The organism is Enterobacter cloacae (assembly GCF_011078175.1).
Lineage (GTDB): Bacteria > Pseudomonadota > Gammaproteobacteria > Enterobacterales > Enterobacteriaceae > Enterobacter > Enterobacter cloacae_Q.
Genome location: NZ_JAALCJ010000004.1, coordinates 23,430 through 47,368, shown reverse-complemented (window position 1 = coordinate 47,368; position 23,939 = coordinate 23,430). Strand labels below are relative to the sequence as shown.

22 protein-coding genes and 1 pseudogene are annotated in these 23,939 nt (G+C 56.1%); 7 read left to right on the top strand and 16 right to left on the bottom strand.

Annotation, left to right across the window (positions count from 1 at the left end; all coding sequences use genetic code 11):
* Positions 1-26 precede the first annotated feature (26 nt).
* Complete coding sequence (locus G6Q29_RS09835) at positions 27-1,139, top strand: mechanosensitive ion channel family protein (RefSeq protein ID WP_165465460.1); 1,113 nt, start codon at positions 27-29, stop codon at positions 1,137-1,139.
* Between the two features lie 39 nt (positions 1,140-1,178).
* Here the strand turns inward: G6Q29_RS09835 and uspE are convergent, their stop codons facing one another.
* The 6 genes from uspE to G6Q29_RS09805 form a co-directional block, all read right to left on the bottom strand.
* Positions 1,179-2,129 carry a universal stress protein UspE gene (uspE, locus tag G6Q29_RS09830; RefSeq protein WP_165465459.1) on the bottom strand — a complete coding sequence of 317 codons (951 nt, stop codon included), beginning with the start codon at positions 2,127-2,129 and terminating at the stop codon, positions 1,179-1,181.
* A 137-nt stretch (positions 2,130-2,266) separates the two neighbouring features.
* Complete coding sequence (gene fnr, locus G6Q29_RS09825; RefSeq protein ID WP_000611906.1) at positions 2,267-3,019, bottom strand: fumarate/nitrate reduction transcriptional regulator Fnr; 753 nt, start codon at positions 3,017-3,019, stop codon at positions 2,267-2,269.
* Positions 3,020-3,202: 183 nt separating this feature from the next.
* Positions 3,203-3,718 (bottom strand): methylated-DNA--[protein]-cysteine S-methyltransferase, encoded by a 516-nt coding sequence (ogt, locus tag G6Q29_RS09820; RefSeq protein ID WP_165465458.1) that lies wholly within the window; start codon positions 3,716-3,718, stop codon positions 3,203-3,205.
* A 9-nt stretch (positions 3,719-3,727) separates the two neighbouring features.
* Positions 3,728-5,254 carry a p-aminobenzoyl-glutamate transporter gene (gene abgT / locus G6Q29_RS09815; protein WP_165465457.1) on the bottom strand — a complete coding sequence of 509 codons (1,527 nt, stop codon included), beginning with the start codon at positions 5,252-5,254 and terminating at the stop codon, positions 3,728-3,730.
* 44 nt (positions 5,255-5,298) lie between these two features.
* Positions 5,299-6,744, bottom strand: coding sequence for a M20 family metallopeptidase (locus G6Q29_RS09810; protein ID WP_165465456.1), 1,446 nt, complete (start codon positions 6,742-6,744; stop codon positions 5,299-5,301).
* Complete coding sequence (locus G6Q29_RS09805; RefSeq protein ID WP_165465455.1) at positions 6,744-8,054, bottom strand: M20 family metallo-hydrolase; 1,311 nt, start codon at positions 8,052-8,054, stop codon at positions 6,744-6,746. Before G6Q29_RS09805 ends, G6Q29_RS09810 begins: the two co-directional genes overlap by 1 nt.
* Positions 8,055-8,229: 175 nt before the next feature.
* On the opposite strand from G6Q29_RS09805, the gene G6Q29_RS09800 reads away from it, so the two are divergent.
* Together G6Q29_RS09800 and smrA are read left to right on the top strand one after the other, a co-directional pair.
* The gene (locus G6Q29_RS09800) at positions 8,230-9,138 is read left to right on the top strand and encodes a LysR family transcriptional regulator (RefSeq protein WP_165465454.1); all 909 of its coding nucleotides are present in this window, start codon (positions 8,230-8,232) and stop codon (positions 9,136-9,138) included.
* A gap of 348 nt (positions 9,139-9,486) precedes the next feature.
* The gene (gene smrA / locus G6Q29_RS09795) at positions 9,487-10,050 is read left to right on the top strand and encodes a DNA endonuclease SmrA (protein WP_165465453.1); all 564 of its coding nucleotides are present in this window, start codon (positions 9,487-9,489) and stop codon (positions 10,048-10,050) included.
* A gap of 36 nt (positions 10,051-10,086) precedes the next feature.
* Here the strand turns inward: smrA and tcp are convergent, their stop codons facing one another.
* The gene (tcp, locus tag G6Q29_RS09790) at positions 10,087-11,748 is read right to left on the bottom strand and encodes a methyl-accepting chemotaxis citrate transducer (RefSeq protein WP_165465452.1); all 1,662 of its coding nucleotides are present in this window, start codon (positions 11,746-11,748) and stop codon (positions 10,087-10,089) included.
* 145 nt (positions 11,749-11,893) lie between these two features.
* Here tcp and G6Q29_RS09785 point away from each other — a divergent pair, with 145 nt between their 5' ends.
* Positions 11,894-12,760 carry an aldo/keto reductase family oxidoreductase gene (locus G6Q29_RS09785; RefSeq protein WP_165465451.1) on the top strand — a complete coding sequence of 289 codons (867 nt, stop codon included), beginning with the start codon at positions 11,894-11,896 and terminating at the stop codon, positions 12,758-12,760.
* Positions 12,761-12,806: 46 nt separating this feature from the next.
* Here G6Q29_RS09785 and G6Q29_RS09780 read toward each other — a convergent pair whose 3' ends face one another.
* The gene (locus tag G6Q29_RS09780) at positions 12,807-13,007 is read right to left on the bottom strand and encodes a hypothetical protein (protein WP_006808907.1); all 201 of its coding nucleotides are present in this window, start codon (positions 13,005-13,007) and stop codon (positions 12,807-12,809) included.
* Between the two features lie 326 nt (positions 13,008-13,333).
* Between G6Q29_RS09780 and G6Q29_RS09775 the strand changes: the two are divergent.
* Both G6Q29_RS09775 and G6Q29_RS09770 read left to right on the top strand, forming a co-directional pair.
* Positions 13,334-13,426: pseudogene (locus G6Q29_RS09775) on the top strand (DNA polymerase V subunit UmuD); the annotation flags it as partial.
* A gap of 236 nt (positions 13,427-13,662) precedes the next feature.
* The gene (locus G6Q29_RS09770) at positions 13,663-16,092 is read left to right on the top strand and encodes a glucose/quinate/shikimate family membrane-bound PQQ-dependent dehydrogenase (protein WP_165465450.1); all 2,430 of its coding nucleotides are present in this window, start codon (positions 13,663-13,665) and stop codon (positions 16,090-16,092) included.
* A gap of 86 nt (positions 16,093-16,178) precedes the next feature.
* On the opposite strand, the gene pqqF is transcribed toward G6Q29_RS09770, so the two are convergent.
* From pqqF to G6Q29_RS09735, 7 genes are all read right to left on the bottom strand, one after another.
* Positions 16,179-18,455, bottom strand: a complete 2,277-nt coding sequence (gene pqqF, locus G6Q29_RS09765; protein ID WP_165465449.1) for a pyrroloquinoline quinone biosynthesis protein PqqF — start codon at positions 18,453-18,455, stop codon at positions 16,179-16,181.
* Positions 18,456-18,460: 5 nt separating this feature from the next.
* Positions 18,461-19,603 carry a pyrroloquinoline quinone biosynthesis protein PqqE gene (pqqE, locus tag G6Q29_RS09760; protein ID WP_165465448.1) on the bottom strand — a complete coding sequence of 381 codons (1,143 nt, stop codon included), beginning with the start codon at positions 19,601-19,603 and terminating at the stop codon, positions 18,461-18,463.
* Entirely contained in the window at positions 19,590-19,868 is a 279-nt protein-coding gene (gene pqqD / locus G6Q29_RS09755; protein WP_003857508.1) for a pyrroloquinoline quinone biosynthesis peptide chaperone PqqD, read from the bottom strand. The genes pqqE and pqqD overlap by 14 nt, the downstream gene beginning before the upstream one ends.
* Positions 19,869-19,870: 2 nt before the next feature.
* A complete protein-coding gene (gene pqqC / locus G6Q29_RS09750) occupies positions 19,871-20,626 on the bottom strand; it encodes a pyrroloquinoline-quinone synthase PqqC (protein ID WP_165465447.1) in 756 nt (251 codons plus the stop codon).
* A gap of 2 nt (positions 20,627-20,628) precedes the next feature.
* Positions 20,629-21,546, bottom strand: coding sequence for a pyrroloquinoline quinone biosynthesis protein PqqB (gene pqqB, locus G6Q29_RS09745; protein WP_165465446.1), 918 nt, complete (start codon positions 21,544-21,546; stop codon positions 20,629-20,631).
* Positions 21,547-21,601: 55 nt separating this feature from the next.
* Positions 21,602-21,673 (bottom strand): pyrroloquinoline quinone precursor peptide PqqA, encoded by a 72-nt coding sequence (gene pqqA / locus G6Q29_RS09740; protein WP_165465763.1) that lies wholly within the window; start codon positions 21,671-21,673, stop codon positions 21,602-21,604.
* A gap of 138 nt (positions 21,674-21,811) precedes the next feature.
* Complete coding sequence (locus G6Q29_RS09735; RefSeq protein WP_165465445.1) at positions 21,812-22,831, bottom strand: dipeptidase; 1,020 nt, start codon at positions 22,829-22,831, stop codon at positions 21,812-21,814.
* 538 nt (positions 22,832-23,369) lie between these two features.
* Between G6Q29_RS09735 and G6Q29_RS21710 the strand changes: the two genes are divergently transcribed.
* Positions 23,370-23,615, top strand: coding sequence for a hypothetical protein (locus tag G6Q29_RS21710; protein ID WP_242637209.1), 246 nt, complete (start codon positions 23,370-23,372; stop codon positions 23,613-23,615).
* Here G6Q29_RS21710 and yajD read toward each other — a convergent pair.
* Positions 23,587-23,934: an HNH nuclease YajD gene (gene yajD, locus G6Q29_RS09725; protein WP_045907530.1), complete on the bottom strand. Its 348-nt coding sequence runs from the start codon at positions 23,932-23,934 to the stop codon at positions 23,587-23,589. The two genes, G6Q29_RS21710 and yajD, sit on opposite strands and share 29 nt — an antisense overlap.
* Positions 23,935-23,939 lie beyond the last annotated feature (5 nt).

Here is a 23,939-nt window from a genome sequence, read left to right as displayed (position 1 = left end):
CCCTTTGTGTAATACGAGGAGGTGTAATGCGATTTTTGTCCCGCTTCGACATCATCGAGCTGATGATGGCGCCGTCTTTCTGGCTCGGCGTCGCCACGGTGGTCTTTGTGACTCTGCTGGTGTACTGGCTGCTGACGCGCCTGATCGCCTTCGTTAAGAAAGGGATCACCACCTGGGGCGACAAGCATCCCAGCACCAACCGGATGCGCTTTATCCTGACGGATATGCTTAACCGTACCAGCCGTTTTCTGCTGTTTGTGGTGGCGCTGCTGTTCAGCCTGCGCTTCGTCGACTTACCGGATCATCTCTTTGGTACCGTGAGCCACGCCTGGTTCCTGGTCTTCGCGATCCAGGTGGCGCTGTGGATGGATCAGGGGGTCGTGTCGTGGCTTCGTCACGTCATGCTGGCGCCGGGAAGCCATAAAAACCCGGTAACGCTGGTGATCACGGGGCTTATCCTCCGTGCCATTGTCTGGTCAGTGATGCTGCTGTCTATTCTTGCTAACGCGGGCGTCAACATCACTGCTCTGGTTGCCAGCCTTGGGGTAGGGGGTATTGCCATCGCCCTCGCGGTACAAACGATCCTGAGCGACGTGTTTGCATCGCTCTCTATCGGTTTTGATAAGCCGTTCGAAATCGGCGATTTTGTGGTATTTAACGATGTCGCCGGGACGGTAGAGCACATTGGCCTGAAAACCACCCGTATCCGCAGCCTGAGCGGGGAGCAAATTGTCTGCGGGAACGCCATCCTGCTGCAACAGACGCTGCATAACTACAAGCGGATGCAAACGCGCCGGATTGTTTTTACCTTCGGGGTCGCCAGCGACACGGCGCCCGAAAAGCTGCGTTCAGTGGGTGAGATGGTCAAACAGATCATTACCGACGTCGGGGAAACAAAGTTTGACCGCGCCCATTTCCTGGGCTTCGATCGCGACCGTCTGACCTTCGAGGTGGTCCATATCGTTAATACGGCGGACTACAACAAGTACATGGATATTCAGCAGGAGATCAATATCCGTATTCTGGAGGGACTGAACCAGCAGGAGATCAAGCTGGCGCTGCCGAGCATGGTGCTGCACGCGCCCTGGATGAATGCCGACGACGAGGCATCTGCGCAACGGTTGAGCGAAGCGCAATAAAAAAAGCCCGCCGTTACCGGCGGGCTTTCATTTAGTGGGTCAATCGTCTTCCTCATCGTCCAGTTCAACCGGCGTCTGATATTGATCCGGTTTGATGACGAGAAGGTCGCAGCGCAGATGGTCGATCACCTGCTCGGCGGTATTCCCCAGGAACGCGGCAGAAATACCCGTCCGGCCAATGGTGCCCAGCACCACAATCCCGGCCTGCAAATGCTCCGCCAGATCCGGAATAACCTCTTCCGGTAACCCTTTTTCTACATGCGTCATGTTTTCATCGATACTGAATTTCTGGCGCAGTGCTTTCATGGCCAGCAGATGCTGGCCGCGAATCGCGTCGTTATACACGCTCGGGTCAAATTCAGGCAATTCTATGGCGATATTGATTGGCGTAACCGGATACGCTCCCACCAGATGGACTTCGGTGTGGTTAACCTGGTCGGCAAGCTGGATGGTTTCCTTCACCAGCTTCTCGTTGAGCGAATTGTGATAATCCTCTTCGCTCGCCAGATTCACCGCCACAACGGCTTTCCCGCCCTCAGGCCACGGCTGATCCTTCACCATCCACACCGGGCAAGGGCATTTGCGCAGCAGGTGCCAGTCGGTTGGGGTGAAAATCACGGATTCCAGTTTGTCATGCTGGTGCGCCATTTTCAGCAGCAGGTCATGCCCGCCGGCCACCACTTCCTGAATAATGGCTTCGAAAGGTCGGTTGTGCCAGACCACTTTGATCTCAATCGGTACGCCCGCTTCCAGGTAATACTTCGCCTGCTCGCGGATCCACGCGGTACGCTGGCTGATCACTCCCTGACGCATAGCGGTGCGCTCGTCAGGCGACAGAAGGGTGGTCATCTCGTATGAGAAGTCATAAATCGGCAAAAAGGCTTTAATTTTGCCACCAATCCGTTGATGTAAATACACAGCACGTCGTAATGCCGGCTGATCGTCCTGATTAGGATCGATAGCCACCAGCATGTTTTGATACTTTGCCATACAGGTCTCCTTACTACTGTCACCACAGTCTGTAAGTAAAAGAGTAACCTATATATCTTGAATGAAACAGGGGGGAAGTTTTTGCCAGATCAATAATCATGAAAATTTATCGACCTGGCATAAGGTATCCGGAAGAGTTATGCCACGTTACGCGAGTGACCCGCCAGAATGGCCAGCGCTTCACCGTTTTCGATGGTGATATACTTACCTTTAACCGCCAGCATGCCGCTCTTCTGGAAGCGACCCAGCAGACGGCTGATGGTTTCCACGGTCAGGCCCAGATAGTTACCAATATCACCGCGCGTCATGGTCAGACGGAATTCGCGTGGGGAGAAGCCCCGTTCCGCAAAACGGCGGGAGAGGTTGTAGATAAACGCGGCCAGGCGCTCTTCCGCATTCTTTTTGGAAAGCAGGAGGATCATGTCCTGATCGCCTTTGATCTCACCGCTCATCAGACGCATCATCTGCTGACGCAGGTTCGGCATCTTACCGGACAGATCGTCCAGCGTCTCAAACGGGATTTCACAGACCATAGAGGTCTCCAGCGCCTGAGCAAAGCTCGGGTGATGTCCACTGCCGATGGCGTCAAAGCCCACTAAATCGCCTGCCAGATGGAAGCCGGTGATCTGCTCGTCGCCCTGTTCGGTAATGGTATAGCTTTTGATGGTGCCAGAACGGATAGCATAGAGCGATTTCAGTTCGTCTCCCGCCTTAAACAGCGTCTGTCCTTTCTGAATAGGCTTTTTGCGCTCGATAATATTGTCAAGCTGATCGAGTTCATGCTCATTCAGGGTAAACGGGATACAGAGCTGGCTGATGCTGCAATCCTGGCAATGGATAGCACAACCGCCAGACTGAATGCGTCGTATAATTCGCTTTTCCGGGATCATAGGTTTGCTCAAGCCTTAATTGATATTGGTCAATTTTAACATCTTTTTGGTAAGGACGTAAGCCTGGCAACCCCCCAATAAAGACAAGAGACGGCAGCGTGGCGCCATCTCATTGAAATTCCACATATTGATTAAGGATTTTTGGTCAAGCAGGGAGAAAATTAAGCACAAAAAGCCTGGGAATTAGAGCAGAAAATACCCTTCGTGACGCAGCAGCCACTCTTTGCGCTGTACGCCCCCGGCATAGCCGGTCAGGGTGCCGTTGCGCCCAATCACGCGATGGCAAGGTACCACAATGCTAACGGGGTTAGCGCCATTTGCCGCACCGACCGCCCGCGCCGCGCCGGCACGGCCAAGCTGTTCTGCCAGCTGACCGTAGTGCATCACCTGCCCGCAGGGAATAGATCGCAGCGCCTGCCACACCTCACGCTGGAAAGGGGTGCCCGCGGTGGCAGTTGGCAGGGTAGTGATAATGCCGAGATCGCCCTCGAAGTAGGCCGTCAGTTTATCGCTCAGCCCGCCAGGATTACGGGCGGTAATACGCTCATAACCCTCGGCGCGATAATGGATGTTGAGCAGCTCAACCATCCGGTCGCTGTGCTCTTCCCATTCAACAGCGCGCAGATTGAACGCTTCATCCGCGATAACCCACAGCGGCCCCAGCGGCGTCGCAATCTTATCTTCGAGTAATCTCAGCATCAGTACTCCTTAGTTCAGCCTCGGGTAAACACCCGGTCCAATCGGCAGGCCGACAAGATACCACGCCACCAGCATTACCAGCCATACCCCTAAAAAGATAAGCGGATAGGGCAGGACCAGCGAATAGTAGGTACCCAGTTTAGCCTCCGGTCTGTAGCGTTGCAGGAAGCCTAAAAAGAGCGGAACAAAGGGTGACACGGGCGCCAGCGGTATCACTGAGGAATCGGCGACCCGGAAGAGGATCTGGGCGAACGCCGGATGGAAGCCGAGCATCATAAACATGGGAACAAAGATGGGGGCCAGAATCGACCAGATGGCCGACCCGCTGGCAATAAACATGCACAGCAGAGACGACAGCAGCGCCAGCCCGACAAACGCCGGCACGCCGCTCAATCCTGCCGCCTCCAGCGCATCCGTCAGGCTCACGGCCATAAACTTGCCCATGTTGCTCCAGTTAAACATCGCCACAAACTGTGCCAGCGGGAACACCATCACGATGAAACCGGCCATCTCTTTCATCGGCTCGATCATCAGGTGAGGCAGGTCTCCCTGACGGCGTATTTTGCCGGTGGCGATGCCGTACGCGAGCGAAACGACGAAGAAGAAGAGAATGATCAGCGGCACAATGCCCTGAATAAACGGCGAGGGCAGTACGGTGTGTTTGATCGGATCGCGCAGCACGCCATTTTCTGGTACCACCATCAGCGCCACCACCGCAATGAACGCCAGCGAGACAATCCCGGCTACGCGCAGGCCGAACTGCTGCTCTTTGCTCAGCGTCTCCAGCTTTTCATCGCTCCGGCCTTCCCATTTACCCAGGCGCGGCTCAATGATCTTATCGGTAATCAGCCCCCCGACAGTCGTCAGAATAATCACCGAACTGGCCATAAAGTACCAGTTGTCGATCACGCTGACGTGCATGGCCGCATCGATGGTTCTGGCTGCCTCCGTGCTGATGCCGGAGAGCAGCACATCGGTAGTAACAATGAGCAGGTTAGCGGTAAACCCACAGCCGACGCCCGCAATCGCCGACAGCAGGCCCGCAACAGGATGACGGCCAACGGCGAGGAAAATCAGCGCCCCCATCGGCGGCATGATCACCAGCGCCGCGTCGGACGAGATATGGCTGAAGAAGGCAATAAACAGCACCATATAGCTGGCATAACGCGCGCTGACGTGCGAGGCCATTTTCACCATCAGCGCGGGCAGCAGACCCACGCGTTCGGCAAGACCCGCGCCTAACACCAGCGCCAGGATGGCGCCCAGCGGCGCAAAACCGCTGAAGTTTTTAATCACGTTCGGCAAAAACCAGTGCAACCCTTCAACGCTGAGCAGGTTTTTCACTGCCACCATGCTGCCGTCGGCCGGGCTGCGCACGCTCACATCAAAGGCGGACAGCACGGCCGTCGCGACCATCAGGATGATAATTAAATAGATAAAAAGCAGGAAAGGGTGCGGCACTTTATTGCCGATCCTTTCAACCCAGCCATAGAGCTTACCGGATGGGGAATGCGAAGGTATGGAAGACATACTCATGGGCGTTCCTCGGGACTGTTGTTGTGTTGTTGTGTTGTGTTTTTTTATTTTAAAGGTGACGGTGTCACGCCCTGCGGGATCGGACACTCGTACGGTTTTTCTGTTATGTGTTGTTCGAACTCTTCACGGCATTTTTGCAGCAGGTCGGCATCCTGAAGCAGATGCAGCGCGGTCGCGCCCATGACTTTTCCGGCCAGCAGCATACCTTTATGGGCAATGGAGGTACGTCCCTGCGCCACTAACTGCCAGGTATGCAGCGGCGTGCCGACGGTAAAGCAGGGGCTAAAGCACTGGGCGACGGGCATCTTCCAGCTGACATCCCCCACATCGGTGGAGCCAGCCAGCACGTTATCGGTGATGGCGTAAGGGGCAACTTCATCCACCAGCAGCGTCTCCTGATGGCGTCGCGCAAACGCTTTTCCCTCTTCGCCCCCCGTTGCGGCAATGTTTTTCAGGCTGTTTTGCAGGTCGTTTGGCGTGAGCGTGGCGCGGATTTCACGGGCAAATTCGCGTTCCTCTTCCGTCCAGGACGGCGTGTCGTAATGCTGCAATGCGCGGTACATCGCCGCTTCGAGCGTACGGTTCGGCAGATAGCTGGAGCAGGCTTTATCAAAGCGACACTCGACGGTAGTTTCGGTCATCATCGCCGCGCCCTGGGCGATCTTCCCGATGCGCGCGTAGATCTGCTGCGCATCGGCCATCTCCGGGGCGCGGATCAGGTACAGCACCTCGGCCTGGGCCTGCACCACGTTGGGCGAAATCCCGCCGGTGTCGGTGATGGCGTAATGAACGCGCGCTTTTTCAATGATGTGTTCGTTAAGGAAGTTTGTGCCGGTGGTCATCAGCGTTACGGCATCCAGCGCGCTGCGTCCCAGATGTGGGGAGTTTGCGGCATGGGCGGCGATCCCCTTAAACCGCCAGGCGGCCTGAATATTGGCCAGCGTACTGACGTTAAACATCCCGGCAAAGGCTTCCGGGTGCCATGTCACGGCAGCGTCCACGTCGTCAAATAACCCTTCACGTACCATAAAGGTTTTACCGGAGCCGCCTTCCTCGCCGGGGCAGCCGTAAAAGCGTACCGTTCCGCTGCCGCCGTGCTGTTCCAGCCAGCTTTTCACCGCCACCGCACCGGCAAAGGCAGCAGTACCTAGCAGGTTATGCCCGCAGCCGTGGCCGTTCGCCCCCGGCGTGGCGGATTGCGCCGTCGCGCAGTGCGCCTGCTGGCTTAATCCCGCCAGAGCATCGTATTCGCCCAGAAGGGCGATTACGGGCTTGCCGCTGCCGTAGCTGGCAATAAAGGCGTTAGGAATGCCTCCGGCTTCTCGCGTCAGGGTAAAGCCCTCGGCTTCCAGCGCGCCGGCAATCCGTTCGGCGGACCAAAACTCTTCGAAGCGCGTTTCGGGATGATCCCAGATGTCGTCGGCAATATCGGTAAACGTCTGACGTCGCGTGTCGATGGCATCAGCGATAAAAGCGTAGTTCTCCTGCATTACACACCTCGCGTCCACGGGAAATTAAGCGCTGTTCGCGCCAGCGTTTCGATGGCAACGTTCATCACCTGCTCATCAAAATCGAATTTTTCGTTGTGATGTCCGGCGCTCAGCTCGGTGCCGAAAACCATATACGAGGCCATGCCGCCGTTCTGCTGCACGCGGGCCATCATTAGCGTGGCATCTTCGGAGCCCGCAGGCGCTTTCACCTTATCAATGGCATGAGTAACGCCGGGCACCTGGCTTGCCTGTTCGCGCAGATAACCGACCCAGGCCGGGGAAGGGGCGCTGGAGGTCGCCGCCCCCATCAGGCTTATCCCGGCTGTAACGCCGTAGAGCGCCGCCGCGCCGTTAATCACCGCCTGCGCGCGATCGAAGACATACTGATTAATGGCTTCGCTTTCGCCGCGGGTTTCAACCTTAAGCAACGCATCAGCCGGAACCACGTTGCGACCGCTGCCCGCCTGCATGACCCCAACGTTGACCCGGGACGCGCCTTCGCTGTGTGGCGCGATGCCATGCAGCGCGATAGCGGCCTGGGCTGCCGCGAGCAGGGCGTTACGGCCCTCTTCCGGTTTACCGCCAGCGTGTGCGGCGACCCCCGTAAAGCGCACGTCAAATTTGGTGGTCGCCATGAAGTTATCGCTGCCGCAGATCACCGTCCCTTCAGGAACGCCAGTCCCAATGTGTATGGCGGTAAAGTAGTCCACGCCGTCCAGCGCGCCTGCGGCGACCATAGCGCGCGCGCCGCGCGTACCCTCTTCGGCAGGCTGGAAGATCAGTTTGATGGTGCCGTTGAGCTGCGCTTCGTACTGCTTAAGCACCTGCGCCAGCCCCAGACCAATGGTGGTATGCCCGTCGTGTCCGCAGGCGTGCATCATGCCCGGGTTGCAGGAGGCAAAACCGTCGCGGTATGGACGGTGGGTGTCGGCATGCGCTTCGCTCAGGTCAAGCGCGTCCATGTCCACGCGAAAGGCTAGCGTCGGGCCGGGGCGGTCGGTATTCAGGGTCGCGACAATGCCGGTGAACCCGCCTTCGAACGGCGCGAGCCATTTCTCCGGCGCGCCCTGCGCCCGGGCGCGGGCAAACTCTCGCGAAAGGGTGGCGTCATCGGGCAGTCCCATACGGCTTTCGGCGTCCACCACGTCGCGACCCATCGCCAGCTCGTAACCCAGCGAGTCGAGGATCTCCGCCACTTTTGCCGCGGTTCGAAACTCCACCCAGCCAGATTCCGCGAAATGGTGGAAATCGCGACGCCATGCGCTAAGTTGTGGGGTTAATGTCTGGATGTAATTCGCCAGTGAGTTCATATCCTTTCCTGTCATCATTAAAATATGTGAACTGCTTCACGCTGTGATAGTTTTTACTTATCACTAAGCGATTTTTCACAGCTTTAACCGTTCAGGAATTACCCTCGCACATCCATTTCCATTAAAGTAGATGACAGTTTCTTTACTCTGATAAACAACGGTTATCGGTCGCGATATGTCATTTCAGATTAAATTTCATCAAATCAGGGCGTTTGTCGAGGTGGCCCGCCAGGGCAGTATTCGCGGTGCCAGTCGGACGCTTAATCTTTCGCAGCCCGCGCTGACCAAATCTATCAAAGAGCTGGAGGAGGGCATGGCGGCCCAGCTGTTTGTGCGCCGGAGTAAAGGCGTCGCGCTGACCGAGTGTGGGGAAGGGTTTTACCACCGCGCTAATTTGATTCTGGAAGAGCTACGGGCGGCGCAGGATGACATCCGCCAGCGGCAGGGCGAACTTGCCGGGCAGATCAATATTGGGATGGGAGCCAGCATTTCGCGCAGCCTGATGCCGGCCGTCATTACGCGTTTTCATGCGCAGTATCCTCAGGTCAACGTCCGGATTATGGAAGGCCAGCTGGTGTCGATGATTAATGAATTACGTCAGGGTGAGCTGGATTTTACCATCAACACCTATTATCAGGGGCCGTACGATCACGAATTTACGTTTGAAAAGTTGTTTGAAAAATCTTTTGCCGTATTTTGCCGGGCAGGACATCCGGCGACAGGGGCGACCTCAATTCAGGAACTTCTGCAATATAACTGGACGATGCCTACCCCCCGGGGAAGTTATTATAAGCAGTTGCAGGATACCTTTAACCACCGCTCTCAAATACCGCGAATTGGCGTTGTCTGTGAGACCTTTTCCTCCTGTATTAGCCTCGTCGCACAAAGCGATTTCATCAGCATTTTACCGCAGGAGCTGGGTTGCGATCCGCTTCTGGCGCACCGTCTGATAATGCTGCCGGTTGTCGAACCCCTGCCTAAAGCCGCATATTATTTAATTCAGCGACGCGATTCTCGCCAGACACCGCTTGCCGAATCATTAATTACGCAGTTCAGAAGGGAAGCCAGAAAATTAATTTTATAAAAATAACAATAATAAAAAAATAGAGCCTGTCCGACATCAGACAGACTCTACAGTACACACAGTCGTGCATCCTTTGGCGGATCCTACATGCATTATCCATTGGGCAGGTTTATAAAGTTATAACAGTTTTTTTTCAAAAGAGAAGGCCGTTGAGTGATTGATTTCACGATTTTTTAACGTGAATTTTTAAATTAATCAAGACTGAAATTTAAGTTAAGTTGGAGTGAAGTATATAGCGTCCGTGATTGATCCCTTTCCTGAATTATTATTTTAACCTTTGCCCAGGTGATTGAGACCCACAGCGGGCGCAGGTATAGTACAGCACTCAGATGTAGCCGGAGGATTTCCATGAACCCTGACGACAAATCACTTTTTCTTGACGCCATGGACGATGTCCAGCCGCTCAAACGCTGCACGGATATTCACTGGCAGCAGAGCCGCAACGCGCGGGCGCGTCAGGAAATCGATACTGAGCAGCTCGATAACTTTCTGACGCTGGGGTTTCTGGAATTGGTGCCGCTTGAAGAGCCGCTGATGTTTCAGCGCGAAGGGGTACAGCAGGGGGTGTTTGATAAGCTGCGTTCCGGCAAATATTCCCGTCAGGCCAGCTTAACGCTGTTACGCCAGCCTGCGGAGCAATGCCGCCAGCTGGTCTATTCCTTTATTCGCCAGTCCGGACGTGACGGGCTACGCAACCTGATCATCATCCATGGTAAAGGGCGCGAACAGCAATCACACCCTAACGTGGTGCGCAGCTATCTTGCGCGCTGGTTAACCGAGTTCGAAGAAGTACAGGCCTTTTGCGAAGCGCAGCCGTATCACGGCGGCAGCGGAGCATGCTATGTCTCGTTGCGTAAGTCAGATGACGCGAAGCGAGATAACTGGGAACGCCACGCCAAGCGTAGCCGCTAATGGGGAAGGCGGGCGAGCATATCGCCCGCCTGTCAGTCAGAAGGTTTCCCAGTTTGCGTCGGATGTGTTCGCGCCTGCCGCTGACGGGCGCAGCAGTACGGGCGTTTTCACGTTTTTAGGGCGATCCGCCAGCGATGCCTGAGCATTCAGCCGAAATGCCGCCACGGCCTGGCGCAGCTGTTCAGACTGATCTTCCAGCGCTGCCGCCGCCGTTGCCGACTCCTGTACCAGCGCGGCGTTTTGCTGCGTGACGCTGTCCATCTGCGAGACCGCCAGGCTGACCTGCTCTATACCGCGGCTCTGCTCGTCAGAGGCCGACGAGATCTCCCCCATAATACCGGTTACACGCGTCACGGCCGCGACGATCTCTTTCATGGTCGCCCCCGCCTCGCTCACCTGTTCCGAGCCGGTATTTACCCGGCTGACGGAGTTTTCAATAAGCCCTTTGATCTCTTTCGCCGCCTGCGCGCTACGGCTGGCCAGCGTCCGTACTTCACCTGCCACGACCGCAAAGCCGCGACCTTGTTCCCCGGCACGGGCGGCTTCAACCGCCGCGTTCAGCGCCAGAATGTTGGTCTGGAAGGCAATGCTATCGATAACGCCGGTGATATGCGCAATTTGCTGAGAACTGTCGGCAATATCATTCATGGTACGCACCACGTTATCTACTACATGACCGCCGCGTGCCGCGGTTTCAGACGCATTCTTCGCCAGCAGCGTCGCCTGACGGGCGTTATCCGAGTTCTGTTTCACCGTGGCAGTCAGTTCTTCCATGCTGGCGGCGGTCTCTTCCAGCGAGGCTGCCTGCTGCTCGGTTCGGGCGGAAAGGTCGTTACTTCCGGCGGCAATTTCTCCTGCACCCGTGTAGATAGAATCTGTGCTGCCGCGCACGGCGCTAACGGTGCTCACCAGCGACTGCTGCATCTCGTGCAGGCCGGCAGCCAGCTGCCCCATCTCGTTGCGCCCGGTAATAGCGACATTTTGCGTCAGATCGCCGCTCGCGATAGTGCGAATATGGTTCATGATGGCGTTGAGCGGTTTCAGGAGCAGGTGCTGTAAACCCTGCCAGATCACCACCAGCACGGCGACCACGGTCAGGAAGATCGCTGCCAGCGTCCACTGCATCTGGGTAAAGCTGCTCTGGTTCTCTTCGGCGGCGGCTTTAAGCAGCACGTTGTTTTCGGCGCGCCAGCGGGTATAGACCGCCTCCATCTCATCCTGCGCCTGCTGGGCGTCCAGGTCACCATAGGCCTGATAGTTATCGGCGCGCAGATATTCAATGGACAAGCGCATTACCTCGTGCATTTGCTTCCACGCTTTCTGCATCTCTTCGGTGAGCGCGGCATTCTGGCCCTTCACCTGCGGGATCGCCTGCCAGCTTTTATAATAGTCTTCGGCTTTAGCCAGCGAAGCGTTCGCCGTGCCCAGCAGGGTGTTGATCGCTGCGAGGGACGCTGGATCTCGCTGATTTTTCAGGTAGCGGATCGCCACGCGGGTAACGGTAACGCGCGTTTTTACCAGCGTGTTGACGCTGTCGCTCAGGCTCTCCTGTTGGGCATTGAGTAACCCGGAGTTCTGAAAGTTGTGACGATCGTTGTTAACGGCAGAGTAGAACAACCCTCCCGTGACAACTTGCAGCAGACAGAATATGGTGAGGGCAAAGATAATTCCGGTAATCACGTGCAAATTTTTCAGCATGGCGGTCATCCGTAAGAGAAGAGGCAGGGTTACTTCACTACTATCGTCGTAGCGAATTTAAACTTTAATTTTACTATTGCTTAACTAATGGTTTCGTAGCGGAACCTGTTGTAAATCCGGATCATTTTTTATGAGGAAGGTCAGCATGAGCAGCATAGATAAAAGCGGAACGTTCTCGCTCGGTACGCGTACGGTGAAACGACTTGGCTATGGCGCGATGCAGCTTGCCGGACCTGGCGTTTTTGGTCCGCCAAAAGACAAAAATGCGGCGCTGGCGGTGCTGCGCGAAGCGGTGGCATCGGGCGTGAATCACATTGATACCAGCGATTTTTACGGACCTCATGTGACCAACCAGCTTATCTGCGAGGCGCTTCATCCGTACCGGGACGACCTGACGATTGTGACCAAGATCGGAGCCCGACGCGGCGAGGATGCCTCCTGGCTGCCGGCGTTTTCCGCGCAGGAGCTGACGCAGGCGGTGCATGACAACTTACGTAACCTGAAGCGGGATGTGCTGGACGTGGTTAACCTGCGGATCATGTTTAGCGCCCACGGACCGGCGGAAGGATCGATTGCCGCGCCGCTGAGCGTCCTTGCGGAGCTGCAACAGCAGGGGCTGGTTCGCCATATTGGTCTGAGCAACGTCACCGCTTCGCAGGTTGCTGAAGCGCAGAAGATGGTTTCCGTGGTGTGCGTACAGAACATGTATAACGTTGTGAATCGCGGTGACGATGCGCTGATAGAAACGCTTGCGCAGCAGGGGATCGCCTGGGTGCCGTTCTTCCCGCTGGGTGGTTTTACGCCTCTGCAATCTTCCGGGCTACAGGCGGTGGCGGATACTCTGGGCGCGACGCTGATGCAGGTGGCGCTGGCATGGCTGCTGCAACGCTCGCCAAATATCCTCTTGATCCCCGGAACGTCTTCGGTGGCGCACCTGCGTGAAAACCTGGCAGCCGCCGATCTGGTATTGCCGACTGAGGCGCTGGAAACGTTAAACTCGCTAGGGAATTAACCCCGGCTGCAACAAAAGCCCGGAAGAGATTTCGGGCTTTTGCTGTTTATGATCCCATCTGACTTCTTTGGCGATGAAGCGCTAACGCTTCCGCCACGATCTCCTGCTTACTTTTCCGTGTTTCATACGCGGTAATGCGGATGTACTCCATCAGCGCAGGATCGATGCGCGCACTTAACATCCTGAGTTCAGCCTCCTTTGCTACACCGCGAGCAACACGCTTATCGGGATAATCACGGGCTGGCATAGAAAACGTCCTCCAAAAAAATTGTCTTGTTAATTTGTGCTGTAAAATATGCGCTAGTCTAATTTGAAAGTCAATTCATAGTGAATTAGGAGTAATAATTTATTGTCTTTTGATTTTTTTAAAGTCATGAGGAAGTGATTGGGTAGTGAAGCTTTTCGATGCGTTAAGATTACCCTGCGCTAAAAATCCATTAAGCAAATAATCATCATTGCAAAAGGGGGGGTATAAGCAAAGCGATTAAGCAGTGTCCAGCTGCTTACGCTGACATGGCTTGTCCTATATCTCAGCTAAGACTGCTGTATGTAAGAAAGTATTACGTGTTTTTCATGAACTTTTTTAAACCAGCAGAGTTGCGTGAAATCGTTGCTATTCCACTTTTCAGTGACTTTGTACAGTGCGGATTCCCCAGCCTGACAGCGACGATACGCTTCATTTGTTTGGTGTGGTGACGTATATCATGAAATGCGCGAGCTAATTGTTTTTGTTAAACCGTTGTAAAGGAGTGGTTTTCTTTTCTTACGACAGAATACATTTTGTATACATTATAATTTTAATTTATGATTCGCACACGAACAATTGGCGCTGTGCAGGGTTTTAGCATCGTGGCAGTGAATAAAACCCTGCTTTATATAAAGAAATCAGGAGATTCATTTTTATGTCAGACAATAATCCCCGCCCATTCGGCTGGTTAGGTCTGTGGTGCCTGTTGGTGGGTGTGGCACTTCTTGTGACGGGGCTGTTCTTTACCATCGGCGGTTTTAAACTGGTTTCCCTGGGGGGGAGTTGGTATTTTCTCATCGCCGGAGTGATCACTCTGCTCTCTGCGATTCAGTTCTTCCGCCGCAAGGCCTCTGCCGTGGGGCTGTTTGCCCTGGTGTTTCTTGGCACCCTGATTTGGGCATTTTTCGATGCCGGGCTCGACTTCTGGCCGCTGGTTTCCCGTTTAATGGTGCCTGCCGGACTGATGTTGTTGGCAGTAGCCACCTGGCCTGCATTGCGTAAACGTGAAGGAAAACCTTCCTGCACCAAAGGGGTTCTGGGGATCTGCGCAATTCTTATTATCGCCATGGGCGTCACCTTTGTTCAGATGTTTCAACCCCATCCGACCGTGCCGTTTAGCGGTGAAAAACGCCCGCTGGTGCCGGTAAAAGATGATGCGAAACAGCAGAACTGGGATCACTACGGTAATACGGCCGGCGGTAGTCGCTTTGTGGCGCTGGACCAGATAACCCGTGACAACGTGAAAAACCTGAAACCGGTATGGACCTTCCATACCGGTGACGTACCGGAAAGTCCGGACGGCAATGGTGCAGAAGATCAGCAAACGCCGCTCCAGGTTGGCGATCGTGTCTTCCTTTGTACGCCGCATAACAACGTGATTGCCGTGGATGCCGATAGCGGGAAAGCGATCTGGAAAGCGGAAATCAACGCTAAGTCTGCAATCTGGATGCGCTGCCGTGGTCTGGCGTACTTCGATGCCACCAAACCGCTGGCACAGCCAACGGTAGCTGGCTCCACGCCGGTTCTGCCAGCGCAGGTCGCACCGGGCGCTGCATGCCAGCGCCGTATCCTGATGAATACCATTGACGGTAAGCTGATCGCGTTAGACGCCGATAACGGCAAATTCTGCCCGGACTTCGGCACTAACGGCAGCGTTAACCTGCATGAAGGGATGGGCGACGCGTCAGATCCAACCTACGTGCTGACGTCGGCTCCGACGCTGGCGGGTACGACGGTTGTCGTTGGTGGCCGCGTTGCGGATAACGTCAGCACCGATATGCCGGGCGGCGTTATACGTGGTTATGACGCGATTACCGGCCAGCTGCGCTGGGCGTTCGATCCGCGTAATCCGGATCCGAACTACGTTCTGAAACCGGGCGAACACTACAAACGTAGCTCCGCAAACGCCTGGGCCCCTATGTCCTGGGATGCGTCGATGAATACCGTGTTTATCCCGATGGGGAGTTCTTCTGTCGACCTGTGGGGCGCTGACCGTATTCCGGAAGATCACAAATACGCCACCTCAATCCTCGCGCTGGATGCGACGACCGGGAAAGAGAAGTGGGTATACCAGACCGTGCATAACGACCTCTGGGATTTCGATATCCCGATGCAGCCGAGCCTGGTTGATTTCCCGACGAAAGAGGGCAACAAGCCCGCGGTGGTGGTGGGCACCAAGGCGGGGCAAATTTACGTTCTTGATCGCCTGACGGGTAAACCGCTCACTGAGGTGAAAGAGGTTCCGGTAAAACCAGCGGATATTCCACGTGAACAGTACCCGGCAACGCAGCCGCGCTCTGTGGGGATGCCGCAGATTGGCGCGGAAACGCTGAAAGAATCGGATATGTGGGGGGCGACGCCGTTTGACCAGCTGGCCTGTCGTATCAGCTTCAAATCAATGCGCTATGACGGTCTGTACACGATGCCGGGAACCGATATTTCCCTGAGCTTCCCGGGCTCGCTGGGGGGGATGAACTGGGGCAGCTTGTCCACCGATCCGAACAACCAGTACATCTTCGTCAACGACATGCGTCTGGGTCTGTGGGTCCAGCTGATTAAACAAGATCCGCAGAGCGCGGTGGCAAACACGGGCGGTGAAGCCGTGAACGCCGGGATGGGCGCTGTTCCGATGAAAGGAACGCCGTATTCGGTCAACAAAAACCGTTTCATGTCACCGCTGGGCATTCCGTGCCAGAAACCACCGTTTGGCTCCCTCTCCGCGATTGACCTGAAAACGCAGAAAATCGTCTGGCAGGTGCCGGTCGGTACCGTTCAGGATACCGGTCCGTTTGGGGTAAAAATGCGTATGCAGATGCCTGTCGGTATGCCGACGCTGGGCGGTACGCTGGCCACGCAGGGCGGTCTGGTCTTTATTGCGGGAACCCAGGATTACTACCTGCGCGCCTTTGATTCCTCTACCGGGGAAGAAGTGTGGAAAGCGCGTCTCCCGGTGGGTAGCCAGGGCGGACCTATCAGCTATGTATCCCCGAAAACCGGCAAACAGTACATTCTGATCTCTGCCGGCGGTGCACGCCAGTCGCCGGATCGTGGTGACTACGTGATTGCCTACGCGCTGGATAAATAACAGCGAAATGAGCAGCCCGGCCCCGTCTTAGTGCGGGGCTTTTTTTTGACTAAAAACCACGCACAGGAAGAAAGCGGCGGTTCCGGTCAGCCCGTGAAAAGCACTCGCCAGCGTCGGCGACGGCGAGTCATCTTGCGCCATAGCGCGACTATCTCGTCAGGTTGCAGGGCATCAATAGCCTGCGGCGTTAACACCGGCAAACCATAGCGCTGGCGCAGCGCGGCCGCTGCCGTGGCGCTGGCATCCATCGATGAGCGGATCTGCGTCGCCAGCTGCTGTCGCAACACGCTGAATGCTGCCTCATCGCATAGCGTCAGCTCACGCAAAAATCGTTTGCAGCAACCCAACAGGTTCACGGGAGAACGATCGGGCGACTGTAACGCCAGCAGCAGGCCATCGCGATCGGCAATACGCTGATAACGACAGCTGACCACGTAGCCAATCTGCTGTTCCACGCGCAGGCGCTGGAAAAATTGCGGTTCGCAGCATAACGCCAGCAGCCGCAGCGCGGCGAGCGACGCGCCCGGCGGCAGGGGAATAAACACCAGCAGCGCCGAATCCGCGCTGGCGTGCGGAATGTGTTCGATCCCGCCGGAATAACCGCTTAACGGCAACGTCTTGGCGTTAACCGGCGCCCCGAGCAGGCTAAGCTGCCGGGCTAACCCGCGCGCGTGCCCGGCGCTGCCGCCAACTAACGCCGCCAGCCAGCCGTCCCGTGGCGGACCCGATGCCAGACGTTCAGGCAATTGCTGAAGCAGCTCACGGATGGCAATGCCTTCTGGCGCTGGCGTAATAGCCGGAGCGGGGTGGGAGAGGCGATCGATTATCGCCCCGATGATGTGTTCCGCCGTCACCAGGGCGTCAGGAAGCCGCAGGGTGAGCTGCCAGCTACCGTCAACCGTTTGCCACTCGCCGCTGCCGTCAATATGGCGCAGTTCAGCAAGAAGAGGGCGTAACTGTTTGCCTATCGCCACCCCCTGCGCCCGTTCCACGCGCGAATAAAAAGGCCTGCGCAGGATCAGCGTTGGCGGTTGTGTTTGCGCCGACAAATGCAGCAGCGGAGCGGCTTCTGACGTCGGGGCTGGCGCAGCATGCCTGGCAGTCTGCGGATAGAAGGAAAACGCGAGGGGGCTATCATCTGCAACCGGCTGGCGACGCCAATGGCTAAGCGGCAGGACAAAACCCTGGCTGGTGATAGTTTCAGCGGTTTCTATTTTTTTGCAGGCCAGATACGAGGTGGGCGCCGCCAGTAAGTCGGCACAAAAGGCGGAAAAATCCACGGGCGCCGCGCCGGGCGCAAAACCAAACGCCCGCTGGCGCAGCTGCTCCAGCGTCGGCAGGGCGCTGAAACGCTGCTGTGCCAGCCGATAATAATGCCGCTGCTGCTCATCCGTCGTTTGCCGTAGCGCCTGTAGCCAGTGGGTAATATGCGGGTCAATGTCCTCGGGCCGTTCGCTATCAACCGTTAGCGCCAGCCAGCCGTAATCGTCATCCTGATAAAGCCAGCTCAGGGCTACTTCTTCTGCCAGCCCGCGCGCCCGTAGCCCTGCAATCAGGCTTCCGGGAGCGTCGTCCAGTAAAAACTCCCGGAATAATGTGACGTTGTCACTTTTTCGAATTAACGGACAGCGCCACAGTGTGGGCCGCTCCGTCACCGCCAGCTGATAATCTGCTTCAGCGCTAAGACGCAACGGGGGAGCGGTTTCAGTCATGCCTCCTGATGCAAAACCTGACGCAAACGTATGGGCGAGCTCGGCCAGCGCATCCAGCGTTTGCGGTCCTTGTAGCCACAATTGCAGGTGTCCAGCCACATAATAGCGGCGATGAAAGTCGCGCAACGCGGTTTGCAGCGATACCGGGTCCTGCCCCAGAGACTTCTTGCTACCCACCTGAAAACGGCGAAAAACCGCGGGTTCTTCCATTGCGTGGCGCGCCGCCGCTTCGCGCCGGGCGGAATCATGTTGCTGAATGAGCCGGTTTTCCGCATCAATGACCGCCACTTCGCGCTGTATGTCATGCGGTGAAAGCAGCGGTGCCTGCAACATATCCCGCAGTCGCGCGACGCCGTCGGACAGGCTATCGGCGGCAACGTCGAAGAAAAAAGCGCTATGGCGAGCCAGCGTGGTGGCATTGACGCTGCCGCCCTGGCGCTGGACCCAGGCCATGAGTCGCTCGTCGCCCTGATAGCGCTGGCTACCGCGGAACAGCAGGTGCTCAAGTAAGTGCGCAAGACCGGCGAAGCGCGGTGGCTCGTGATGGCTTCCGACGCCCACGCGCGCCAGCGCCGCCGCGCGTGTCGCCTGCGGCTGATGCACCAGCGTTGCGCGTAAACCGCCAGCCAGTTCCACGATGCGGGTGGTCATTGTCGCTACAATTCCCGGGTTTTATAGATAAGCTGAGAACGGGTACGGTTGCGGAACTGAAGCTGGCCGATTTTCATATCGCTACAGGCTGCTTCGCGTCGCGCGTCCAGAATTTTATGATGATGCGGCGATTTGCTGCACACCGGATCGGCGTTATCAGCATTCCCGGTAAGCATAAAAGCCTGGCAACGGCAGCCGCCGAAGTCTTTCTCCTTTTCATCGCAGGAGCGGCACGGCTCCGGCATCCAGTCAAACCCGCGATAGCGGTTAAAGCCGAAAGAGTCATACCAGATGGATTCCAGGCTCTGCTCAAGCACCGACGGGAAATCCACCGGCAGCTGGCGCGCGCTGTGGCAGGGCAGCGCGGTGCCTTCCGGGGTCACGCTGAGGAAAATCGACCCCCAGCCGCCCATACAGCCTTTTGGCCGCTCTTCGTAATAATCGGGGGTGACGAACAGCAGGTTGGTCAAATTGCCGCTGGCGGCCATTTTTTGCCGATATTCGGCAACCACGCGTTCCGCGCGGGCAATCTGTTCCCGCGTCGGCAGAAGCCCCTGACGGTTAAGGAATGCCCAGCCGTAGAACTGACAGGTGGCAAGTTCTACGTCGTCGGCGTCCAGTTCGATGCACAGCTCGATGATTTTATCGATCTGATCGATATTATGCCGGTGCAGGACGAAATTCAGCACCATCGGGTAATCGCGGGCTTTAACCGCCCTGGCCATCGCCAGCTTCTGCTGGAAGGCTTTTTTATTCCCCGCCAGCGCAGCGTTGAGCACTTCATCACTGGCCTGGAAGCTAATCTGGATATGGTCCAGACCGGCCTCGCTGAATGCGTCGAGCTTGCTTTCCGTCAGGCCAATTCCCGAGGTGATCAGGTTGGTATAAAAACCAAGATCGCGGGCGGCGCGGATCAGCTCCGGCAGATCTTTACGCGTCAACGGTTCGCCGCCTGAAAAACCTATCTGCACGCTGCCCATCGCCCGCGCCTGGCGGAAAACCTCAATCCACTGTTCGGTGGTCAGCTCCTGATCCTGCCGGGCAAAGTCCAGCGGGTTAGAGCAGTAAGGACACTGTAGCGGACAGCGATAGGTCAGCTCTGCCAGCAGCCACAGCGGTGGATTGACGGCGGGTTTATTCTGGCTCACGGAAAATAATCCACTTCTGTTGATAAGCGATTTGCAGGAATTCTACGACGTCGTCATCCACGCCGCCGGCTTCCGGGAACCGTTCGTTGAGTATGGCAATGATGGCCGCCGCGTCGCGTTGGCCATCGACCAGTTCGAGGATTGCGGCCGCGGTCTCATTGAGTTTGGCCATGCCTTCCGGATAGAGGATGACATGGCTGTCCTGAGCGGCTTCCCATTGCAGGCGATAGCCGCGACGAAAGGCGACGATGGAGTTTTTTTGCATGCTTATACCAGTCGGGTTGTGTGCCAGGCCGCTTTGTCGGTGACCGTGTGATAAGGCGGACGCTGTAGCGCGTAGGCCATGGTCATCGCGTCGAGCATCGACCACAGGATATCGAGTTTAAACTGAAGGATCTCCAGCATCCGATTCTGCTTTTCTGCGCTATCGCAGTAACGCTTCGCCAGCTCCAGACCGTGTTCAACGTCGCGGTTGGCCTGGCTCAGGCGGCTGCGGAAATAAAAATAGCCTTCCTCTTTGATCCACGGGTAGTGCTGCGGCCAGCTGTCGAGGCGCGACTGATGGATTTGCGGGGCAAACAGTTCGGTGAGCGAGCTGCATGCCGCCTCCTGCCAGTTGGCGCGGCGGGCGAAGTTAACGTAAGCGTCGACGGCGAAACGGACGCCGGGCAGCACGTGGCGTTCGCTGATCAAGTCCTCGCGGCTGAGCCCCACGGCTTCGCCCAGCTGTAGCCAGGCTTCGATACCGCCGTCATGACCGTTGCTGCCGTCATGATCGAGGATCCGCTGCACCCATTTGCGACGCGTGTGCGGATCCGGGCAGTTCGCCATAATTGCCGCGTCTTTCAGCGGGATCGTCGTCTGGTAGTAAAAACGGTTCGCCACCCAGCCCTGGATCTGCTCGCGGCTGGCCTCGCCGTTATGCATCGCGATATGGTACGGATGGTGAATATGATAGTAGGCGCCTTTCGCGCGGAGGGCGTGTTCAAACTCTTCCGGCGAGAGCGTTTCGCGAATGTGCATAGTTAGTCCTGAAGCGTGATGTTCATCCCGTCCCAGCTCACTTCTATTCCTCGCTGCGCGAGGGCGTGACGCTGCGGCGACTGCTCGTTAAGGATCGGGTTGGTGTTATTTATATGGATAAGAATCTTGCGCTTTGCCGGCAGCGAGGCCAGCAGCGCCATCATGCCGTGTTCATCCCCGAGCGCCAGATGTCCCATGTCGCGGCCGGTATTGCGCCCGACGCCGGTGGCCTGGAGTTCATCGTCCTGCCAGACGGTGCCGTCAATCAGCAGACAGTCCGCCTTTTTAAGCCACGGCAGGATGGCGTCATCGGGTTCACCGAGACCCGGCGCGTAGAACAGCGTCTGACCGTTGCGGCGGTTTTCAATAAACAGCGCCACGTTATGCCCCGGCAGCGGGCGGTCGCGCCACGGCGAATAGGGCGGTGCGTTACTGGCGATGGGGACGGCGGTAAACTGCAAATCAGGGCAGGCTTCCACGCTAAAGGCGGTGAGCGGCGCGATCGGGTGATGAATCAGGCCGCCGTTCCAGTGCTGGAGCATGGTAAAAATCGGGAATCCGCTGGAGAGATCTTCATGCACCTCCGGCGTACACCATACCTGATGCGGGCACCCCTCGCGCAGGCTGAGCAGCCCGGTGGTGTGGTCAATCTGGCTATCGGTGAGAATAATGCCGCCAATATGCGTGCCGCGCAGAACCTCTTTCTTATTCAGTTCTGGCGTATGGGCAATCTGCTGGCTGATATCGGGGGAGGCGTTACACAGCACCCACTCTTTGCCGTTATCGCTGACGATGATCGACGACTGGGTGCGAGGGGGCGCCTGAAGGGTACCGTTGCGCAAACCCTGACAGTTGGCACAGTTACAGTTCCACTGGGGGAAACCGCCGCCGGCGGCGGAACCGAGGACTTTAATCAACATGAAGATAGGCCAGGTAGTAAAACAAAAATGCCCGCACGGCTGGCGGGCAGGGTGATTAGCGGTTGGAAATGTACAGGGTCACTTCCAGGCCAAGACGTAAATCAGTAAAAGCAGGTTTCTTCCACATCGTTTTTTCCTCTTTAAAAATGCAGCACCAACGCCATGGTTTGTGCCAGTTTTGTGATGGTCATCAAATAATGCGTCACAGGAGGGCAAAGCTCAACCCGAAAGATGTAAGGAATTAACTTAATGTTTACAACATAACCTATTGTTGCCAAACATTTTGCAATACCTTTTGCCAGTTACCCCACAGCAGTTTATTCAGCACAAATTGATCATAACCGCTGTCACGCAACGCGCTGATTAGCCGTGGTAAACCACTTACATCGTGTAAGTCATCAGGCAACGTAATGCCGTCAAAATCGGAGCCCAGCACGACATGGTCGTCACCCATGATGTTAATAAGATAGTCGATATGGCGAACAATCGTACTCAGCGGGGTATCGCTATCGCGTTTACCGTCGGCGCGCAGAAACGCGTTGCCGAAATTGATGCCTGCCACGCCGCCGCTGTCGCGGATAGCCAGCAGCTGCCGGTCGGTCAGATTGCGCGGTTGCGGGCACAGCGTATGGGCGTTGGAATGGGTAGCGACGAGCGGTGAAGAGGAATGATGCGCGGTATCCCAGAATGCCTTTTCATTCATATGCGAAACGTCAATCAGCATGTTCAGGGCGTTAGCATGCTTAATGAGGGCGATACCCTCAGCGGTAAGCCCCGGGCCGCTGTCGGGGCTGCCGGGAAACGCCCCGTTAACGCCGGTGCCAAAACGGTTAGCAATATTCCAGAAAGGCCCAATGCTGCGCACACCGGCGTCATAAAAAGCCTGTAGATCGTCTCCCTCGCCGTCAAAGCCCCCCGCACCCTCAATATGCGCCACCATCGCCAGCGCCTTATCCTGCCGACAGCGTTCGATATCCGCCGCGTTCAGGCACAATCGCGCCCGTCCATCGGAGTGTGCGACAAGCTGCTTAAGGATAGTCAGCTGCTGCCAGAGAATGTCGACCGGCTGCCACGGCTCGCTGGCGTATTGTGGCGCCATGCGGGCGATATACTCCTGCGGCGGCACGAACAGCGCGAACAGCCCGCCGGAGAATCCGCCTTGCTGCATACGCGGATAATCGAGGTGTCCGTTCTCAATGCCGGAGAAGAAGGCCGTTACCGGATCCTGGCGATGGTGAAGCCATAAATTAAGCAACAGGTCATTGTGACCGTCAAAAATCGCCATAGCGCATCCCACTGTCTTTTATTGCCGCGAAAGTTGCCTGGCACAATAACCGATTTGTCCGGTCCGGCAAGGGGAAATTTACAACTTAGCAGCAATTGTTAATATTACTAAACAGTAAAGCGGCTGGCACATCGTATTCCGTGTCGAGACACAAGCCTTTCCCGTTTCATCTGCCATTACACCGCATACGTTCCCTGAGTTATTCTCCGTCACGTCGCGTGTTGCATGGCAGGTAAAGAAATATGCGGGAGAGCATTAACGTGCTTTTTGTGGTGCTGTCTGTTGTGTCACTGATTATGCTAATACGCTTTTACGTCAGGCGTATTAAGCATCCAGCGCGCATCGTTACCGACAGCCGGAGAATGAAAAAATCTCTGCTCATCCTTTCTGGTTTGGCGGATCGTCAGGTAAAACCTACTTTTATGATGAGCAGTATTTATACGAGATTATAACGAGCGGCCCCCGTAAAATTGAGCTGACCACTAGCGTAAAAATTAAACCAGGCTCGACAGTAGTAAATAACAGGCGGATCGGGTCTGTGAGTTATCTTGAGGGAACCCGTGAAAAACAGGTGCAGTTTTATAATAATCTGACGGTGTTTAATCGAAACTTCGCTGCGTTTCTGGAGGCAGTAAAACGCGTGAATCCTGAAGCAGAAATTAAGGCCGTTTCATTATTCAACCTGTGGCTGGAATACAGCATATGCGGCTTTCTGACTGCCCATACGGCAAATATGGGCAGTGAAGCCGACGGTATTACTTTTTCTTGCTCATCATTGCCTTAAGATCTGCAAAGGGGTTAAACGTGGCGACACCCACGTCTTTTTGCGCATCCTCACCCGCGACAACGGTGGTGCCATACTGGTCCGCTTCGGTGTACTTCGAGTGTTCATGGTCATGACAAAACAGGCACAACAGCTCCCAGTTACTGCCATCTTCCGGGTTATTGGTGTGATCGTGGTCGATATGGTGAACCGTGAGTTCACGAAGATTTGAATAAACAAACTCACGCGAGCAGCGTCCACAAACCCAGGGGTATATTTTTAGCGCTTTTTCACGGTAGCCGCTTTCCAGCCGTGCGTAGTTTTTGGGAATAAGAGCCATTGCTG

What these genes read in the sequence shown, in the direction of transcription:
- G6Q29_RS09835 (WP_165465460.1), top strand. Translation starts at nt 27, where the DNA reads ATGCGATTTTTGTCCCGCTTCGACATCATCGAGCTGATGATGGCGCCG.
- uspE (WP_165465459.1), bottom strand. Translation starts at nt 2,129, where the DNA reads ATGGCAAAGTATCAAAACATGCTGGTGGCTATCGATCCTAATCAGGAC.
- fnr (WP_000611906.1), bottom strand. Translation starts at nt 3,019, where the DNA reads ATGATCCCGGAAAAGCGAATTATACGACGCATTCAGTCTGGCGGTTGT.
- ogt (WP_165465458.1), bottom strand. Translation starts at nt 3,718, where the DNA reads ATGCTGAGATTACTCGAAGATAAGATTGCGACGCCGCTGGGGCCGCTG.
- abgT (WP_165465457.1), bottom strand. Translation starts at nt 5,254, where the DNA reads ATGAGTATGTCTTCCATACCTTCGCATTCCCCATCCGGTAAGCTCTAT.
- G6Q29_RS09810 (WP_165465456.1), bottom strand. Translation starts at nt 6,744, where the DNA reads ATGCAGGAGAACTACGCTTTTATCGCTGATGCCATCGACACGCGACGT.
- G6Q29_RS09805 (WP_165465455.1), bottom strand. Translation starts at nt 8,054, where the DNA reads ATGAACTCACTGGCGAATTACATCCAGACATTAACCCCACAACTTAGC.
- G6Q29_RS09800 (WP_165465454.1), top strand. Translation starts at nt 8,230, where the DNA reads ATGTCATTTCAGATTAAATTTCATCAAATCAGGGCGTTTGTCGAGGTG.
- smrA (WP_165465453.1), top strand. Translation starts at nt 9,487, where the DNA reads ATGAACCCTGACGACAAATCACTTTTTCTTGACGCCATGGACGATGTC.
- tcp (WP_165465452.1), bottom strand. Translation starts at nt 11,748, where the DNA reads ATGCTGAAAAATTTGCACGTGATTACCGGAATTATCTTTGCCCTCACC.
- G6Q29_RS09785 (WP_165465451.1), top strand. Translation starts at nt 11,894, where the DNA reads ATGAGCAGCATAGATAAAAGCGGAACGTTCTCGCTCGGTACGCGTACG.
- G6Q29_RS09780 (WP_006808907.1), bottom strand. Translation starts at nt 13,007, where the DNA reads ATGCCAGCCCGTGATTATCCCGATAAGCGTGTTGCTCGCGGTGTAGCA.
- G6Q29_RS09770 (WP_165465450.1), top strand. Translation starts at nt 13,663, where the DNA reads ATGTCAGACAATAATCCCCGCCCATTCGGCTGGTTAGGTCTGTGGTGC.
- pqqF (WP_165465449.1), bottom strand. Translation starts at nt 18,455, where the DNA reads ATGACCACCCGCATCGTGGAACTGGCTGGCGGTTTACGCGCAACGCTG.
- pqqD (WP_003857508.1), bottom strand. Translation starts at nt 19,868, where the DNA reads ATGCAAAAAAACTCCATCGTCGCCTTTCGTCGCGGCTATCGCCTGCAA.
- pqqC (WP_165465447.1), bottom strand. Translation starts at nt 20,626, where the DNA reads ATGCACATTCGCGAAACGCTCTCGCCGGAAGAGTTTGAACACGCCCTC.
- pqqB (WP_165465446.1), bottom strand. Translation starts at nt 21,546, where the DNA reads ATGTTGATTAAAGTCCTCGGTTCCGCCGCCGGCGGCGGTTTCCCCCAG.
- G6Q29_RS09735 (WP_165465445.1), bottom strand. Translation starts at nt 22,831, where the DNA reads ATGGCGATTTTTGACGGTCACAATGACCTGTTGCTTAATTTATGGCTT.
- yajD (WP_045907530.1), bottom strand. Translation starts at nt 23,934, where the DNA reads ATGGCTCTTATTCCCAAAAACTACGCACGGCTGGAAAGCGGCTACCGT.